This is a genomic window from Rhodoferax ferrireducens, from assembly GCF_049302455.1.
Lineage (GTDB): Bacteria > Pseudomonadota > Gammaproteobacteria > Burkholderiales > Burkholderiaceae_C > Rhodoferax > Rhodoferax ferrireducens_B.
The window spans coordinates 37,810-54,156 of record NZ_JBAQMD010000037.1 but is presented as its reverse complement, the minus strand read 5'-3'; the positions used below and the strand labels follow the sequence as shown (position 1 = coordinate 54,156).

The following is a 16,347-nucleotide window of genomic DNA, read 5'->3' as shown; positions in this document are numbered from 1 at the left end:
CAAAGGGCATCCGTGACAAGGTCAGGCCTTGCACGTACTGATGGATCAGTTCTGGATTCGTAGCGCCATCCACTCGCATGGGTCCACCCCTGACCGAAAGTCCAGGGCGGTGCCGAGTTTGCGAGCGGGAACGCGCGGGGAGCCTAAAGAGGCAAACACAACCGCGCGCTGCGTAAAACGCGTGCTCAAAGGATGGCGGGAACAGGGGTGCGGCATCAGGTGCCGACCGGGTGCTCGAAAACCGTGGCGCGTTTCAGGGAACGCCCAGCGAAAAGTGCTGGCAAGGCCACAAGGGGTTCCACTACGAAAAACCACGAGGCCATCACCTCAGGGGGCGATGGCTAATTCCGGTTCAAGGACCGGAGTTTGGGGCAGGTAACGACTGCGACGCCTTGCGCTCCTCGATGGAGCAGGGCCAGGACGGCCCTCGGGAACCTGTAGTTGACGCCGACCCAGAGGAAGAGTCAAGCAGGCGTGCCGGAAATGGTGTCGATTTCTCGGTGGTTTTGGGTGGCGATTGAACGACCGGGATGTGCCCGTGAGCCGAGTTTATTGTCCCGAAGGGATTGAAAGTGAGGCTGCATGCGGGCTTGACAAGGGAAATTGCTGCCTCTGGTCCCGGACGGGACCTTGACCGGGTTGATGACCGGTTCGCAGGCCCGGGCCGCAGAAAGAGCACAAATCGGTGTGATCCAGCAAATCACGCCCTTGACAGCTCGGTTTGCGGTGAGACCGTGGTTCGACACGCAGGGCTCATTCAAGCGTCTGACGAAATGGTCTCGTTTCCGTGCGACCTGACATGGCTGTATTCAGACCCAGGCCAGACCTGATCCCGAAATCGGGCGGTTTGAAGGGGGTTTCTGCGTGGATTGACGGTGTCGGGCCACCGATGCTGATCGCCTTGAAACCTGCATTGGAGTCTTTTTATGGAACTGATTATTCGAGCCGTGGATGTTGGCTATGGCAACACCAAGTACGTCACCGGTGTCACTGGTGATGAAATCCGCTGCGCCAGCTTCCCGTCGCTGGCCTATCCCTTTCCCCGCGACCCATCCACCACCCTGGGGGCGGATCGGCGCAAGACCGTCGCCATTCCGATTGGCGGCATGTTCTACGAGGTAGGCCCCGACGTGATGCTGGCCGCCGATGCCTTTCGTGCCACGCAGATACACGACAACTTTATTGACACCCCGGAATACCTGGCCCTGGCACGTGGGGCACTGCGCATGATGAAGGTTGGCACCATTGACCTGCTGGTGGTGGGTCTGCCAGTGGCCATGTTTGCCTTGAAGAAGGCCGCGCTGGAAAAGTTGATGACTGGCACCCACGACGTGGGCAATGGCAAGAATGTGCTGGTGCGCAAGGCGCTGGCCATGGCCCAGCCCAATGGGGCATTGATCGACTATGCCTCGCAGCACGACAAGGTGGTGGCGATGGAGAACGAGCACAGCCTGGTGATTGACCCCGGCTCGCGCACCTTCGACTGGCTGGTGGCGCGCGGCATGAAACTGTCCTACAAGCGCAGCCATTCGGTCAACCGTGGGGTGTCGGACATCCTGCAGGTGATTGCGGATGACATCAGCGCGGAGATTGGTCGGCCCTACAACCAGTTGGACGCCATCGATCTTGCCTTGCGCACCAACAAGAATCTGACGATCTTCCAGCGGACTTACAGCCTGGCACGCATGAAGCCCGTGGTGGAAAGTGTCACCAAGCAGGCGGTGGGGGCCATGATGCGCCGCATCGGGGAGTTTTACGACGTCCAACATGTCATTCTGGTCGGCGGGGGTGCTTTTCTTTTCAAGAAGGCGGTGAAGGAGGCGTTCGCGACGCACCAGATTCTGGAAGTCAAGGAACCGATGTTCTCCAACCTGCGGGGTTACCAGATTGCGGGGACGAACTATGCCGCCACCGCAATGCAGACGTCGTCACACCTGCCGCGCGCAGTGCGGTCAGAAGGAGAGGGCGCATGACGCAGAGGACAGACCCCAATACCGAGCCGGTGCGGTTGCTGTTTGAGATGACACGCGAGGACAACCCGCGCCTGTATGACGACCTGATCCGGTTCAACAAGGGGACGAAGCGGGTGAACCGTTTGCGTTTTCTGGCTCATGAGGGGCTGTTGGCACAGAACTGGATGCTGGTGCCGGCGGCAGGTGGCATATCTCAGTCGCCTGGGGCGGCACAGCCTGCTTCTATGAGTGTGAACCCGATCGCAGCGGGGCACATGGTCCAGGCATTCGATGTGCCGACCCTCGGTGGGGAGGACTGATCGTGGACGGGCTGAAAAAGCATGCGCATCAGAAGGTGACGGTCAGCGCCTCGGAGCTGGCACAGATGGGTGTGTGCGAACGCTTGGTGGTGTTCGAGCATCAATACGGAAAACGACGAACTGCGGAGCAGCAGAGGGCAGCCATGCGTGGCCTGCAGGCGCATGCGCGGTTCTATCGAGAGCGGCACGGGGACTTGGCCTGCCGGGGACGCTATTTTTTGGGGCGCTTCAGATATTGGGCCAGAAAGCTTCAGCGAGCCCGGTACCGTTTGATCCGGTATGTGGCACGATGGCTTCAGGCCAGGGAATCGCGCGATGGGCCTTGAAACTGTTGCCGTTGTGTGGTTTGTTGCGTTTGTTGTCGTCTGGTGGCACTTGTGGCCGCGTCGTCCTGAGGAAGCGCTACCGCTGAAATTGCGTGGTACCCGCCTGGTCTATGCGGAGCGTCTATTTCGTTCGCTTGGGCCGGTGTCGATCACGGCCAAGGTGGACAGGGCCTACCGCAATGCGAAAGGAGCGTTGGTACTGGTTGAACTGAAGACGCGGAAGGCGAATCGGGCGTATCGGTCAGATGTCATTGAGTTGTCGGCCCAGCGCGTGGCGTTGATGGCACAGATGGGCGAGAGTGTTGCGGACCATGCCTATGTCTTGACGGAGCGACCGGATGGCCGCCGATGGGGATGCCATCGAGTGAGGCTCATGGAGCCTGTCGATCTGATCGCTCTGGTTGAGAGGCGGGAAAAACTGCTTGCTGGAAAGGTCGAACCTCAGCCCACCTGCGCACCGGGGATGTGTCAGAAATGTGCGTTCGTTCGGCCATGTGATCCGCCTTGGCGGTGAATTTCCCACGATTCGCCTGATCGACTAGGAAAGAAGTGGGGGTAGGGTTTCCTATGTGCCCGTCTTGCGTCGGATTCCAACAACGTTAAATGCCTTCCCTCGGCTGGTTGCCGCGAGCAGCGTAGCCCACCGGGTCAGGGCTTCCTTGCGTTCATCGAAGTAGTCGTACTGGTTGTACACCCCCTCAACGTCGCGTACTTTGTGGTTCAGGGCCCGCTCAGCGACAAAGCGATCCACGCCCAAAGCAGCCATGTGGGTGCGCGCGGTTCTGCGCATGTCGTGGACGGTGAAATGCTCGATATCGTCAAGGGACAACCGTTTGAGCGCCACATTCAATGTATCCGGGCTGATATGTTCAAACCGATTCTTCCTGGGCACGCCTGCCTTCATGTGAATGAGCCGACGGGCGGGGAAAAGGTGATGATGTCCACAGGAAAACACTTTGAGCTCCCTCAGCCATTCCACGACTGGTGGGGCAAGGGGGATGTCGATAGCGGCACTTGTCTTGGTCCGAGAGGGGCATAGCAGCCAGACACCCCGATCAAGGTCAAATTCTGACCATTTAGCCGATAGCAACTCCATCTTTCGGACGCACAGAGCGAGAAGCAGCCACGTGGCCAATTCATTGAGGCGGCCGAAGTTTTGGGTTTCACGCATGGCTGCAGCGAGCGCTGCAAGTTCCTCGCGGTTGAGCCATCTACTGCGTGATTTTTCGGTCCCGCCTGCATCTGAAATTTCGAAGCCGTATGCGGGATTGGAGTCAATCCACTTACGCTTCACGGCAAAGTGGAACATGCGAAACAAATACCGCAGCGCGTCGTTTGCGACCGTGGGGGCTCCGCCCGCCACGATTTTGGTCAATACGCCATCAATATGGACCGGACGAACTTCCTCCACGGGCAGCTTTCCGATAGCCGGTTTGATATGTCGACGGATAACACGCTCAACAACTTGCGGGTGCTTGTATTTTCCTTGGATGTGCCGTTCGAACCAGATATTGGCGAGGCCTTCGACGTTATGCATGTCGATGGCCTTGAGCCGTTCTTGGCGCTTGATCGCACTTACATCTTGGCCTTGTTGAAGCAAGGCTCGATCCTTGCGGGCCAAATCTCTGGCGTCTTTCAGCGAAATATCAGGATAGCGCCCCAGCACTTTCTCCCTTTCGCGTCCTCCGAATCGATAACGCAGGATCCAGGAGGCTTTTCCCTGTTGGGAACCTGCCTCAGAAGCGACGAAGGTCAGGCCATCGCCTACCCCTCGATCAACCGGCCCGGCGTTGAGCCAAGCCCTCAAATTTTTGTCAGTAGCATTCTTCGTAAACCCAGTCATGGCGCGGCCTCCAGAGGAATCTGTGGGGTAAATAATCGGGAAATCGTCGAAAAATGCCTGTTCGGACATTTACCCCACGATTTACCCCACAAATCACCCCACACAAACGATGCGCTACGTTGAGACTGCTTGCTACCTCTTGAGACGACTTTCCATTGAAAATCAATGACTTAGGTGGTTGTTTTGGGGTGGTAAGACACCCCAAGAAACCTTACTCTATGTTCTGCACCTGCTCACGCATTTGCTCGATCAACACTTTCATGTCCACCGAAATATGGGTCAACTCCAGCGCGGCCGATTTGGAGCCCAGCGTGTTGGCTTCGCGGTGCAACTCCTGAATCAGGAAGTCGAGTCGTTTGCCCAGTTCGCCACCTTTTTTGATCAGGCGTTCAATTTCATCAAGGTGCGACTGGATGCGGGTGATTTCTTCGGCCACGTCAATGCGGATGGCAAAAGCGGTGGCTTCTGTCAGGGCCCGGTCCCGCGCAGCTTCCGGTAGCGTGCTGCCGTCGGTCAAGGCCATGGCCTCCTGCCAGCGATCCAGAAAGCGTTGGCGCTGCTGCGCCACCAATTGCGGCACCAGTGGCACGGCAAGTGCTGCCAGCGAGCGGATCTGGCCAAGACGATCGAGCAGCATGGTGGCGAGTCGCGCGCCCTCGCGCTGGCGGGCACTGAGCATTTCTTCCAGCGCCTGGCGGGCCAGTGTCAGAATGGTTTCGCTCCAGTCACAGTTGGCACCGAGTTCGCCGGCGGCCAATCGGATGACGTCCGCCACGCTCAAGGGCGCGGCGTTCGGCAACCAGGCTTTGACGTTATCTTGCACCGCGTTGAGACGCTGCAGCAGCCGTGGCGTGGGATCCACCACGCTACTCTGGAGGTTGCTTTCAATGGCGGCGCGTACTTCGACCTTGCCGCGCTTGAGTCGGCTGACAAGCAGTTCGCGTAGCACCGGTTCATACTGCCGGAGCTCTTCGGGCAACTTGAACGACAGGTCCAGAAAGCGGCTGTTGACGGAACGGATTTCCAGTCCGAGATGACTGGGCGGCGCGCTTTTGGACTCGGTCTCGGAACTGGGGCGGTCGCTGCTGTGTTGGGCACTGGCATAACCAGTCATGCTGTAAACTGACATCTTGACTCTTTGATCAATGAAAGTGCAAGAATAACCCGGTTCCTGCCAGCCCCGTCGGAGTTCGTTCAATAAATATGTCAAAGGTCAGACCCGCACCCTTAGCGCCCAATACCCTGATCGGTGGTTACCGCGTTGTCCGCAAAGTTGCGGCGGGCGGTTTTGGCGTGGTCTATCTGGCCGAAGATGGCGAGGGACAGCAAGTCGCGATCAAGGAGTACCTGCCGTCGGCGCTGGCGACCCGCGTGGCGGGTGAATTGCTGCCGCAGGTGCAGCCGGAAAAGTTGTCCCTGTACCGGCTTGGCCTCAAGAGCTTCTTTGAAGAAGGCCGCTCGCTGGCGCAGATATCACATCCCTCCGTGGTGAGCGTGCTGAATTTTTTCAGGGAGAACGAAACCGTTTACATGGTGATGAATTACCTGGAGGGCGCGTCGCTGCAGGATTTCATCGTCACGGCGCGAGACCTCAAGCAGGCCAAAGTGTTCCGGGAGTCGACCATTCGGTCCCTGTTTGACGAAATTCTGCGTGGTTTGCGCATTGTTCATCAGCACAAGATGCTGCACCTGGATATCAAGCCAGCCAATGTTTTTATCACGGATGACAATAAGTCCGTGCTGATTGATTTTGGTGCGGCGCGTGAAGTGTTGAGCAAAGAGGGCAATTTCGTCCGCCCCATGTACACCCCCGGCTTTGCCGCCCCTGAAATGTACCGGCGCGATGCCGCCATGGGGCCTTGGACCGACATTTACGCCATTGGTGCCTGTATTTATGCCTGCATGCTGGGTTACCCACCCAATGAGGCGCCGCAACGGCTTGAAAAAGACCGCATTGCCATGGCGCTCACGCGTATGCGCGGTGTTTACTCTGACAACCTGATTGAGATCGTGGAGTGGTGCATGTCGCTCGATCCGCTGTCGCGGCCGCAGTCGGTGTTTGCTCTGCAAAAAGAGCTGAGCCGCGCCGGTGAGCGTCGCTATACCAGGCTCAGTGTGACTGAAAAAGTTCGACTTCAATTCGACACCATGGTGTCAGATACGAAAAAGAGTGTCCAGAAAGCGACCCGTTTTGGCGCGAAAATCAAATGAAATTTTCCATTTTTCAGATCAGCCGCAAAGGCTCGCGGGAAAAAAACGAAGATCGCATGGGCTATTGCTACACGCGCGAATCGGGCATTTTTTTTCTTGCTGACGGTATGGGGGGCCACCCGCAGGGGGAAGTCGCGGCGCAGCTGGCGTTGCAGACCATCGCGGCCATGTACCAGAAAGAGGCGCAGCCGAAAATCGTTGATATTGCTGCGTTTTTGACCTCTGCGGTGTTGACGGCGCATCGCCAGATTTTGCAGCATGCCATTCAAAACGGCATGCTCGATACGCCGCGCACCACGGCGGTGGTGGCATTGGTGCAGGATGGGGCCGTGAGTTGGATTCATTGCGGTGACTCCCGGCTCTATCTGGTGCGCCGGGGCGAACTGTTGGTGCGAACCCGCGATCACTCGTTTCTCGAGCAGCAGCGGGCCACTGCAGCAGGTAAAAAACCGGCGGAGCGCATCAACCGCAACGTCCTGTTTACCTGCCTGGGTTCGCCAACCAAGCCGGTGTTTGACATCGCCGGACCCGTTGCCCTGCAACAGGGCGACAAGCTGATGTTGTGCTCGGACGGCTTGTGGGACCGACTCAGCGAGGCCGACATTGTTGACTGTCTGGCGCATAAACCAGTCAGTGAAGCAGTCCCGCAGCTGGTGGAAAGCGCACTGCGCACGGCCGGCGATAAAAGCGATAACGTGACGTGTATCGCGCTTGAGTGGGAAATGCCCGATGGGTTTGAATCAACCCGGGGCAGTATTTCAACTGACACGCTCAGTGATGGATTTTTTGCCTCAACGTTTCAGGCCGACACGCTGGACGCGGCGCTGGAAGACCTGGACGATGCCGCCATTGAGCGCTCCATCGCTGAAATTAACGAAGCCATTCGCCGTTCGGCGCTTAAAAAGAGCGCCTAGGCTCACCATTTCACTATGCATCAATTTTTGCGAGTCGGCGCACGCGCTGCCAACCAGTTGCGAGCGGTCAAAATTCAGCGCGGCTATACCATGCACGCCGAAGGTTCGGTGCTGATCGAGTTCGGCAACACCAAAGTGTTGTGTACGGCCTCGGTGGAAGAAAAAGTGCCAGCTCACAAAAAAGGCAGTGGCCAGGGCTGGGTAACAGCGGAATACGGCATGCTGCCGCGTGCCACCCACAGCCGCAACGAGCGCGAGGCGGCGCGTGGCAAGCAAAGCGGGCGCACGCAGGAAATTCAGCGTCTCATTGGTCGCGCTCTGCGCTCGGTGTTTGACCTGAGTCTGCTCGGTGAGCGCACGATTCACCTCGACTGCGATGTCTTGCAGGCCGACGGCGGCACCCGCACGGCGGCCATCACCGGTGCGTTTGTGGCGGCGCAGGACGCGGTCACTCAGTTGCTGACGCAAGGCAAGCTGAAGCTGTCGCCGATTCGCGACCATGTGGCCGCCATCTCGGTTGGCATCGTCGACGGCACGCCCTTGCTTGATCTGGAATACACCGAGGACTCAGCCTGTGACACGGACATGAACGTGGTGATGACGGGGGCCGGTCAATTTGTGGAAGTGCAGGGCACGGCCGAGGGCGCGGCATTTTCGCGCCAGGAGATGGATGCCTTGCTGGCGCTGGCCGAACAAGGCATCAGCGATCTGGTTGCATTGCAAAAGATTTCACTATTAAATAAATAGCTAACTATCCATATTTCACGGGGGCTTCAGCCCTATTTAATGAAAATTGTTTTAGCATCCAACAACCGCGGCAAATTGGCCGAGCTGCGCGCCATGTTGGCTCCTCTCGGGTTTGAGTTGATCAGCCAAGGCGAGCTCGGTATTCCCGAGGCGCCTGAGCCGTATCACACCTTTGTCGAAAACGCGCTGGCCAAGGCGCGTCATGCCAGCGCGCACAGCGGCTTGCCCGCGCTGGCCGACGATGCCGGCCTGTGTGTTGATGCCTTTGGGGGTTTGCCGGGGGTGCAAACGGCCTTCTACGCCACCCGGTTTGGCTATGAAAAAGGCGACGACAACAACGTGCGCGCCCTGCTGGAACAAATGCGCGATGTCGACAACCGGCGTGCCGCGCTGGTGAGCACGCTGGTGGCGGTGCGCTCGGAGCAAGACCCGGAGCCTTTGATTGCCGTTGGCCGCGTGGTGGGTGAGATTGCTCGCGCGCCGGTGGGCAGCAACGGTTTTGGTTTTGATCCGGTGATGTTGATCCCCGAATTCGGCCAGACCTTTGCCCAATTGCCGGTCGAGGTCAAGAACGCCAACAGCCACCGGGGCCGGGCCGCCCGCGCCATGCTGGCGCTGATGCGCGAGCGCTGGCTGTAAGGCATGGTGGACTGCGCATGATTCCTGTTGTTTGCGCCACTGAGGCAACTTCGGCGCCGCATGACATCGGGCACTACCTGCGCCCCGGCACCTTACAGTTGGCCGCCCTGCCGCCGCTGTCGCTTTATGTGCATCTGCCCTGGTGTTTGAAGAAGTGCCCTTATTGCGACTTCAACTCGCACGAGATGCGCGCCGCCGAGCTGCCCGAGCAGCGCTACCTGGCGGCCCTGATGGCCGACCTGGAGGCCGCCTTGCCTTTGACTTGGGGCCGCACGGTGCACAGCATTTTTATCGGTGGCGGCACGCCCAGCCTGTTTTCACCCGAGGCCATCGACCGCTTGCTGAGCGGCATCCGGGCGCGGCTGCGGCTGGAGGCGGGTTGCGAAATCACGCTGGAAGCCAATCCGGGTACCTTTGAGAAAGATCGCTTTCGGGCCTTTCGCGGCGCGGGCGTGACCCGCTTGTCGGTTGGGGTGCAGAGCTTTAACGACTCATTCTTGAAGACCCTGGGGCGGGTGCATGACAGCGCGCAAGCGCTCGCCGCTGTGGAAGAAGCGGCGCAGGCGTTTGACACTTTCAACCTGGACCTCATGTACGCGCTGCCAGGGCAAACGCTGGCCGACGTCAAGCAAGACATGGCGCGTGCGCTGTCGTTTGCGCCGCCGCATATTTCGATTTATCAGCTCACCATCGAGCCCAACACCTACTTTGCGAAGTATCCACCGCCGCTGCCTGAAGACGATACAGCCTACGACATGCTGGACCTCATCACCGACATGACGGGCGCAGCAGGCCTGCAGCGCTATGAAGTGTCGGCCTATGCCGCTCCCGGCCACCGCTGCTTTCACAACCTCAACTACTGGCAGTTTGGCGACTACCTGGGCCTCGGAGCAGGCGCGCACAGCAAGCTCAGTTTTGCGCACCGGGTGGTGCGCCAGGTGCGGTTTCGCGAGCCCGGGCGCTACATGGAACAAGCCTTGGCGGGCCATTGTCTGGCGCAGGACGAAGAGGTCAGCCGGGCCGATTTGCCGTTTGAGTTCATGTTGAATGCCTTGCGTTTGAAAGACGGCTTCGCCCTGCAACTGTTCTCAGAGCGCACGGGTCTGGCGATCACCGCCATTCAAGCGGCGCTGGAGCAGGCGGAGGCGCAGGGTTTGATCGTGCGCGACCTGGCCCGCGTCACGCCCAGTGTGCGCGGTTTTGATTTTTTGAGTGACTTGCAGTCGCTGTTTCTTCCCAAGCACCGTTGACCCCTGGCAGGCTATAGTCGGCCCGAATAAAACAAGGGGCAGACCATGTTCTCAATCTATGGTGTGGCAGGGCAATTGTTTCGTGGTTCCATGGAACAACTGCGCCAGGTGGGCGGTGTTGGTGCCATCGCGCGTTCCAACACCATTAAGGCCGTGGGACGTGATGGGAGCGACCCGGCCGCTGAAGCCGCTTATGCCGCTCTGGCGCAGCAAGCGGCCCCGAGCGACGGGGCCCATCGCAGCGCCCTGGCGGCCTATGCTGAGAGTCAAAAGGGGGTGACTCAGCCGCGCCAGCCCCTGAAGCTGGTCGATGCCTTGATGAGCCGGACTGTGATTACCCTGCTTGATACCGCCACTGTGCAGGAAGCCTGGCAGACGCTGGCCCAGCAGGGTGTGGGCCAGGCCCCGGTGCTGAATGCGGCCGGCACCCTGGTGGGACTGTTGTCGCGTGCTGATTTGCTGCGGCCTGAGCGCCTGCCCACACCCGACAGTCATGCCCTGGTGTGGCGCGCGCTGCTGGCGCAAAGTGTGCTGGACATCATGTGGACCCCAGTGCCCAGCGTGGCCCCGGACACCGACATTCGCCGGGTGGCGCGCGTGTTGCTCGATACCGGCCTGCCAGGCTTGCCGGTGGTGGATGAGCAGGGTCTGGTCATTGGTTTTGTGTCGCGCTCGGATATTTTGCGGGCGGTAGTGACGGATCCACCACTTGACCTGTGGGGCTGAGGCCTGGGGCGGGTTGGTCAACCGGGCCGGGTGGGCCGGAGCGGCACGGCCTCAGCAGGGTGATGTCGCCATCGGACGCCAGCCAGTCCGACATCGGGCGACACTGGCCATGGGTACACCAGTCGTAGTCCGCCGTGTAAATGGATCGTGTCAGCCGCAGCTCAAGCGGGCGCCGAATTTGTGGCGTGTATTCGTACCAGCCGTCGCGCAATCGGGCGTCCGGTGGTGGTTCCATGCCAGCGGCCGAGCCGCGCACCCGCGCCTGCAGCGCCTGCAGCACCGGGGTTTGAGTCGGCTCAGCGCCTTCCACCACGGCATAGTCTTCCTCCCAGCGCACTTTCTCAATCGAGTGCATCCAGGCCAGTGTGAAGCGTTCCACCGGGATGAAAACCGTCTGCGGTGACGCGCCGCCCAGTGTGGCAGCCAATGTCAGGCAGACGCCCAGGATCATGCGCGGTGGTGGTTCAATTTGGCGTGGCGGGGGCGGGGCGGCCAGACTGCCCGCGTACACGACGGCTGCGCCAGATATGCCACAAGATGAACAGCGCAATCAGGCTCAGCCCCGTCTCATCGGTAAAAGGCAGGGCCACCACCAGCAAGCTCGCTGCCAGAATCGCCACGATGCGCTCGATCCAGTTCAGCGGCGTGATCAAAAAGCCAACCGCGCCAGCGCCCCACATGGCGACTGCGACCAAGGCTTTGAACACGATCCAGGTGGTGTCTAACCAGTCGCCACCTTGCAGCATCAGCGCCGGGCTATAGACCGCCATGAACGGCACAATGAATCCGGCAATCGCTATTCGCATCGCCTGGATGCTGATCTTCAAGCCGCTCTCGCGCGCAATCGGTGCCGCCGCAAACGCCGCCAGCGCCACAGGAGGTGTCAGGTCGGCCATGATGCCAAAGTAAAAAACAAACATATGGGACACGATCAGCGGGACACCTAGTTTGAGCAACACCGGTGCTGCCAGCGAGCTGGTGATGATGTAGTTGGGAATGGTCGGAATGCCCATGCCCAGCACCAGGCAAATCACCATGGTGAGCAGCAATGCCAAAAACAGGCTGCTCTCGCCCACGGCGATGATGCGTCCACCCAGTTCAGCGGCCACCCCGGTCAGGTTGATGACGCCGATGATCACGCCGACCAGCGCACAGGCAATCGCCACCGGTAGCGCATGGCGCGCGCCATCCACCAGCGCACGTACCGCGAGTTTGCGCGCATCACCGCCGGTGCGGCGAATGAAAGTCAGCGTTAACAGCAGGGCGACGATGACAAAAAAAGTTCCCACGCCAAACTGGAAGAAGCCGGCACAGGCGAAGCCCAGCAGAATCCAGAAGAGGGCGCGCCGGGCCAGACTTCTGACGCCGTTGAGTGAGGCCGCGCCAAAGATCAGCACCACGGTCAGGGCCAGCCCCACGGTGCCGGAAAACAAGGGCGTGTAGCCCGAGAAAAGCAAAGTCACCAGACCCACCAGCGGTAGCAGCAAGTACCAGCGCAGGCGCACCGCCGTCCAGGGGTTGGGGCATTCATCCTTGGGCAGGCCGAGCAGCCCCTTGCGGCCGGCTTCCAGGTGCACCATCCAGAACGCGGTGACAAAGTACAGAATGGCTGGAATCAGCGCCGCCCGCACGATGGCGATGTAGGGCACGTTGATGGTCTCGGCCATGATGAAAGCCACGGCGCCCATGACCGGCGGCATGATCTGCCCGCCCATGCTCGAGGTCGCCTCGACACCGCCGGCAAAGGCCGAGCTGTAGCCAAAGCGCTTCATCAGTGGAATGGTGAACTGGCCGGTGGTGACCACGTTGGCCACGCCCGAGCCGTTGATGGTGCCCATCAGGCCTGACGAGATCACCGACACCTTGGCCGGCCCCCCCCGCGTGTGGCCCACCATGCCCATGGCAAAGTCATTGAAGAGGTCGATCATCCCGGCCTGTTCTAGAAAAGCACCAAACAGGATGAAGAGAAAAATATAGGATGACGACACATAGGTCGGCGTGCCGTAAATGCCTTCAGTCCCGAAACCGAGGGTGCTGACGACTTGGTCGAGTCCGAAACCGCGGTGTGCCAGCACGCCGGGCAGGTGTTCACCGAATAGGGCGTACAGCAAAAAAGTGCCGCAAATCACGGGCAGACCCCAACCCATGACACGCCGGGCCGCTTCAAACACCAGGGTAATGGTCACGACGCCAATCACCCAATCCATTGGGATCAGCTCACCAGCGCGCTGCGTCAGGTCGGCCTCGAAGTACCAGTGGTACAGGCTGAAGACAAAGCCGGTCAGGCCCAGCAACCAGCCCAGCGCCCGCCAAAGAGCCCCATTTTTCCCCTGGCCGCCAAAGGGTGGGAACAAAGCAAAGACCATCAGCAGCACAAAGCCAACATGCACTGTTCGCACCACCTGGCTCGACAGCGGGCTGAAGGCCGCCGTGAGGAGCTGAAAGCTGGAAAAGAAGATCGCCACCCAGAAAATGGCGCCGTGAAGCTCGCTGCGCTGGCCGTCGTTGCTGTCGCTCATAAAACCTCGAGTCAATCGGAAAAATTACGATGACAGGCCGGGCAGTTGTCTGCCTGGCCTGTCCGGGATCGCCCTGATGGTGGTTAGCAGATCACTTGATCAGGCCAACTTCCTTGTAGTAGCGCGCGGCACCGGGGTGCAGGGGGACCGGCATGCCCTTGATGGCGTTCTCGCGCTTGATCGACTTGGCAGCGTTGTGCGCGGCGTAGAGCGTGTCGAGGTTTCCGTACATCGCTTTGGTCATCTGATAGGCCAGTTCATCGGACACGCCAGAGTGCGTCACCAAAAAGTTGGGGATGGCGGCGGTAGGCACATCGGTGGTCTGTCCGGTATAGGTGTTGGCCGGGATCATGACGCTCTGGTAGGCAGCGTCACCGACTTTGGCAACCACATCAGCGGGCACCGAGACGACAACGATCTTGACCGAGGTCGCCAGGTCGCGGATGGAGGCCACGCCCAATCCAGCCGACTGCAGCGTGGCGTCAAGCTGGCGGTTTTTCATCAGTTCGACAGACTCGCCAAACGGCAGATATTCCACCTTGGACAGGTCGCTGTAACTCAGGCCGGCGGCCTTCAGAATCGCACGCGCGTTGAGTTCGGTGCCCGACTTGGCGGCGCCAACCGATACCCGTTTACCTTTCAGGTCGGCCAGCGTTTTGATACCGGAGTCGGCACTGGCGATGATCTGGATGTAGTTGTTGTAGGTGGCCGAGAGACCGCGCAGCTTGTCGAGTTTGGTCTTGAAGCCGGCCTCTTCCTTGCCTTGCCAGGCGTCTGACACCGAGTCGCCCAGTGACAGCGCCAATTCACCCCGGCCGGCCTGCAGCAGGTTGAGGTTTTCAGCAGAGGCTTTGGTGACCTGCGCGGTGGAGCGCACATTGGGAATGGCTTTGACAAAAATCTGCGACAGAGATACCCCCAGCGGGTAGTAGACGCCGCTTTGACCGCCGGTCAGCACGTTGATGAATTGCGCCTGCTGCGCCAGGCCAGCACTGCTGGCAATGGCGGCGCCAAGGCCCAGGGCAAGACCGAGTTTGTGGATAAAACGCATGGAACTGTCTCCTTGTGATCAGGGTTAAAGAGTTTTTGTCAGACTGCCTTACAGAATACAACAAATAGACCTTGAATGATCAGCCGGGGAGTGCCAATGTTTAAGGGTTTTCCCGCGCCTGGGTGCCCTGCCGGACGTGTGATGTGCCAACGAGGATTCCGTCGGAACGAGAATGTCTGAACTTATTGAAGTTCCTGCAGGCGTCTGGTTTGCCGTTCTGTCAAACGGGTGATGTCGGCCATATCAGAGTTTGACAGCTGTAACCCGGGCTTTCTCAGCGTCGCGCAGGCAATGACACCGCGTTGGGCCATGATGTGTTTTCTCACCGCCAGGCCGATGCCGGGCTGTTGCTCATAACGTGCCAGCGGCAGATAGGCGTCGAAAATATCGTGCGCCTTTTCGATCTCACCGGCCGCATGGGCCGTGATGACATCGACCATCATCTCTGGATAGGCAAAGCCGGTCATGGCGCCGTCGGCGCCGCGCGTCAACTCTTCCGGCAAGAACAGTCCGCCGCCGTTGCCCGTCAGGATAGCCACACGCCTTGCATCGCCCCGATCGCTCGCAGCACGAATCGCCGACAACTTGGCCAGGCCAGGAGCATCTTCATGCTTGAGCATCACACAGGTGGGTGAATTTTTGATGATGCGCAAAATCACGCCGGTTGACATCTGCACGCCAGTGGAGACCGGATGATCCTGCAGAACCCAGGGTACGTCACTGCCAAGCGTCTCGTTGACCATGTCAAAGTAGGCCACGATTTGATCATCGGTGCGCACTGAAGCAGGGGGCGCAATCATGACGCCTGAGGCACCCAGCGCCATCACGCTCTGCGTTAATTCACGCATGGGCGCAAATCCTGCGGATGATGCCCCTACCACGACCGGGACACGGCCATTCACACGCTGCAGCACCTGTTGGGTGAACAGCTTTGATTCTTCAGCGGTTAACTTGGTTGCTTCTCCGAGAATGCCCAGAATGGTCAGGCCCGATGCGCCCTTTGCCAGATAAAAATCGACCATCCGATCCGTGCTTGCCAGGTCGAGCGCACCGTTCTCTGCAAACGGGGTGATGGCAATCAAATAAGCGCCCTTGGCGCTTGCAGCTAATTTATTCATGCTTTCACTTTTGACGCTTCATAACGGGCCTTTGCCGCGGCATTCGGGGGGTAAAGTCCCGGCAAGGCCGCCCCATTTTCGACCTCGTTCATGATCCATGATTCAAGGCGTTCTTGCTCGACAGACAAGGCCACCACCTCTTCCAGCAGAGCCGCCGGAATGAGCACCGCGCCATCTGAATCAACCACGATGACATCGTTAGGAAAAACGGCGACGCCACCGCAGGCAATCGGTTCCTGCCAACTCACGAACGTCAGGGCTGCCACCGACGGCGGCGCCGCCGTGCCTGCGCACCAGACCGGAAATCCGCTCGCGAGCACACCCACCAAGTCGCGCACCACGCCGTCGGTGACAAGAGCTGCAACGCCCCGTTTGCTCATCCGCGTACACAGGATGTCACCGAAAATGCCGGCATCCGTCACGCCCATGGCATCGACCACGGCAATACAGCCGGCGGGCATGGCTTCGATGGCCGCCCGTGTCGAGATGGGTGAAGACCAGGATTCCGGCGTGGCCAGATCTTCGCGTGCAGGGACGAAGCGCAAGGTGAAGGCCCGTCCAACGCGACGCGGTTGATCGCTTTTGATCGGCATGGTGCCTTTGAGCCAGACATGACGAAGGCCTTTTTTCAGGAGCACTGTCGTCAGGGTCGCCGTTGTGACATTGGACAGCGTGCGGATGAGGTCTGCGTCCAGGGGGAGTGTTTCTGTGGTCATGGTTTACCTCGTTTT

Annotated in this window: 16 protein-coding genes; 9 read left to right on the top strand and 7 right to left on the bottom strand. The window is 59.6% G+C overall.

Annotated features, from left to right (window positions below):
• The first annotated feature begins 926 nt into the window (after positions 1-926).
• From WA157_RS06590 to WA157_RS06580, 3 genes are all read left to right on the top strand, one after another.
• Positions 927-1,973 (top strand): PRTRC system protein D, encoded by a 1,047-nt coding sequence (locus tag WA157_RS06590; protein WP_422620207.1) that lies wholly within the window; start codon positions 927-929, stop codon positions 1,971-1,973.
• On the top strand, positions 1,970-2,272 hold the full coding sequence (locus tag WA157_RS06585) for a hypothetical protein (RefSeq protein ID WP_422620206.1): 303 nt from the start codon (positions 1,970-1,972) through the stop codon (positions 2,270-2,272). Before WA157_RS06590 ends, WA157_RS06585 begins: the two co-directional genes overlap by 4 nt.
• A gap of 315 nt (positions 2,273-2,587) precedes the next feature.
• Positions 2,588-3,112, top strand: a complete 525-nt coding sequence (locus tag WA157_RS06580; RefSeq protein ID WP_422620205.1) for a hypothetical protein — start codon at positions 2,588-2,590, stop codon at positions 3,110-3,112.
• A gap of 51 nt (positions 3,113-3,163) precedes the next feature.
• Here the strand turns inward: WA157_RS06580 and WA157_RS06575 are convergent, their stop codons facing one another.
• Complete coding sequence (locus WA157_RS06575) at positions 3,164-4,441, bottom strand: tyrosine-type recombinase/integrase (protein WP_422620204.1); 1,278 nt, start codon at positions 4,439-4,441, stop codon at positions 3,164-3,166.
• A 211-nt stretch (positions 4,442-4,652) separates the two neighbouring features.
• A complete protein-coding gene (locus tag WA157_RS06570; protein WP_422620203.1) occupies positions 4,653-5,570 on the bottom strand; it encodes a YicC/YloC family endoribonuclease in 918 nt (305 codons plus the stop codon).
• 74 nt (positions 5,571-5,644) lie between these two features.
• Between WA157_RS06570 and WA157_RS06565 the strand changes: the two genes are divergently transcribed.
• The 6 genes from WA157_RS06565 to WA157_RS06540 are packed head-to-tail and all read left to right on the top strand — an operon-like array spanning position 5,645 to position 10,928.
• Positions 5,645-6,652, top strand: coding sequence for a serine/threonine protein kinase (locus WA157_RS06565; protein WP_422620202.1), 1,008 nt, complete (start codon positions 5,645-5,647; stop codon positions 6,650-6,652).
• Positions 6,649-7,566 (top strand): PP2C family protein-serine/threonine phosphatase, encoded by a 918-nt coding sequence (locus tag WA157_RS06560; protein WP_422620201.1) that lies wholly within the window; start codon positions 6,649-6,651, stop codon positions 7,564-7,566. The genes WA157_RS06565 and WA157_RS06560 overlap by 4 nt, the downstream gene beginning before the upstream one ends.
• A 15-nt stretch (positions 7,567-7,581) precedes the next feature.
• The gene (gene rph, locus WA157_RS06555) at positions 7,582-8,313 is read left to right on the top strand and encodes a ribonuclease PH (protein WP_422620200.1); all 732 of its coding nucleotides are present in this window, start codon (positions 7,582-7,584) and stop codon (positions 8,311-8,313) included.
• 39 nt (positions 8,314-8,352) lie between these two features.
• A complete protein-coding gene (rdgB, locus tag WA157_RS06550; RefSeq protein WP_422620199.1) occupies positions 8,353-8,952 on the top strand; it encodes an RdgB/HAM1 family non-canonical purine NTP pyrophosphatase in 600 nt (199 codons plus the stop codon).
• 17 nt (positions 8,953-8,969) lie between these two features.
• Complete coding sequence (gene hemW / locus WA157_RS06545) at positions 8,970-10,202, top strand: radical SAM family heme chaperone HemW (RefSeq protein ID WP_422620198.1); 1,233 nt, start codon at positions 8,970-8,972, stop codon at positions 10,200-10,202.
• 45 nt (positions 10,203-10,247) lie between these two features.
• On the top strand, positions 10,248-10,928 hold the full coding sequence (locus WA157_RS06540; RefSeq protein ID WP_422620197.1) for an HPP family protein: 681 nt from the start codon (positions 10,248-10,250) through the stop codon (positions 10,926-10,928).
• Here the strand turns inward: WA157_RS06540 and WA157_RS06535 are convergent.
• The 5 genes from WA157_RS06535 to WA157_RS06515 all read right to left on the bottom strand — a co-directional run bounded on the left by WA157_RS06535 (position 10,855) and on the right by WA157_RS06515 (position 16,332).
• Positions 10,855-11,379 carry a DUF1850 domain-containing protein gene (locus WA157_RS06535; RefSeq protein WP_422620196.1) on the bottom strand — a complete coding sequence of 175 codons (525 nt, stop codon included), beginning with the start codon at positions 11,377-11,379 and terminating at the stop codon, positions 10,855-10,857. The genes WA157_RS06540 and WA157_RS06535 overlap by 74 nt on opposite strands.
• A 13-nt stretch (positions 11,380-11,392) precedes the next feature.
• Entirely contained in the window at positions 11,393-13,447 is a 2,055-nt protein-coding gene (locus tag WA157_RS06530; protein WP_422620195.1) for a TRAP transporter permease, read from the bottom strand.
• Positions 13,448-13,538: 91 nt separating this feature from the next.
• Complete coding sequence (locus WA157_RS06525) at positions 13,539-14,498, bottom strand: TAXI family TRAP transporter solute-binding subunit (RefSeq protein ID WP_422620194.1); 960 nt, start codon at positions 14,496-14,498, stop codon at positions 13,539-13,541.
• 182 nt (positions 14,499-14,680) lie between these two features.
• A complete protein-coding gene (locus WA157_RS06520) occupies positions 14,681-15,616 on the bottom strand; it encodes a dihydrodipicolinate synthase family protein (RefSeq protein WP_422620193.1) in 936 nt (311 codons plus the stop codon).
• Positions 15,613-16,332, bottom strand: coding sequence for a ribonuclease activity regulator RraA (locus WA157_RS06515; RefSeq protein ID WP_422620192.1), 720 nt, complete (start codon positions 16,330-16,332; stop codon positions 15,613-15,615). The genes WA157_RS06520 and WA157_RS06515 overlap by 4 nt, the downstream gene beginning before the upstream one ends.
• Between the last annotated feature and the right edge of the window lie 15 nt (positions 16,333-16,347).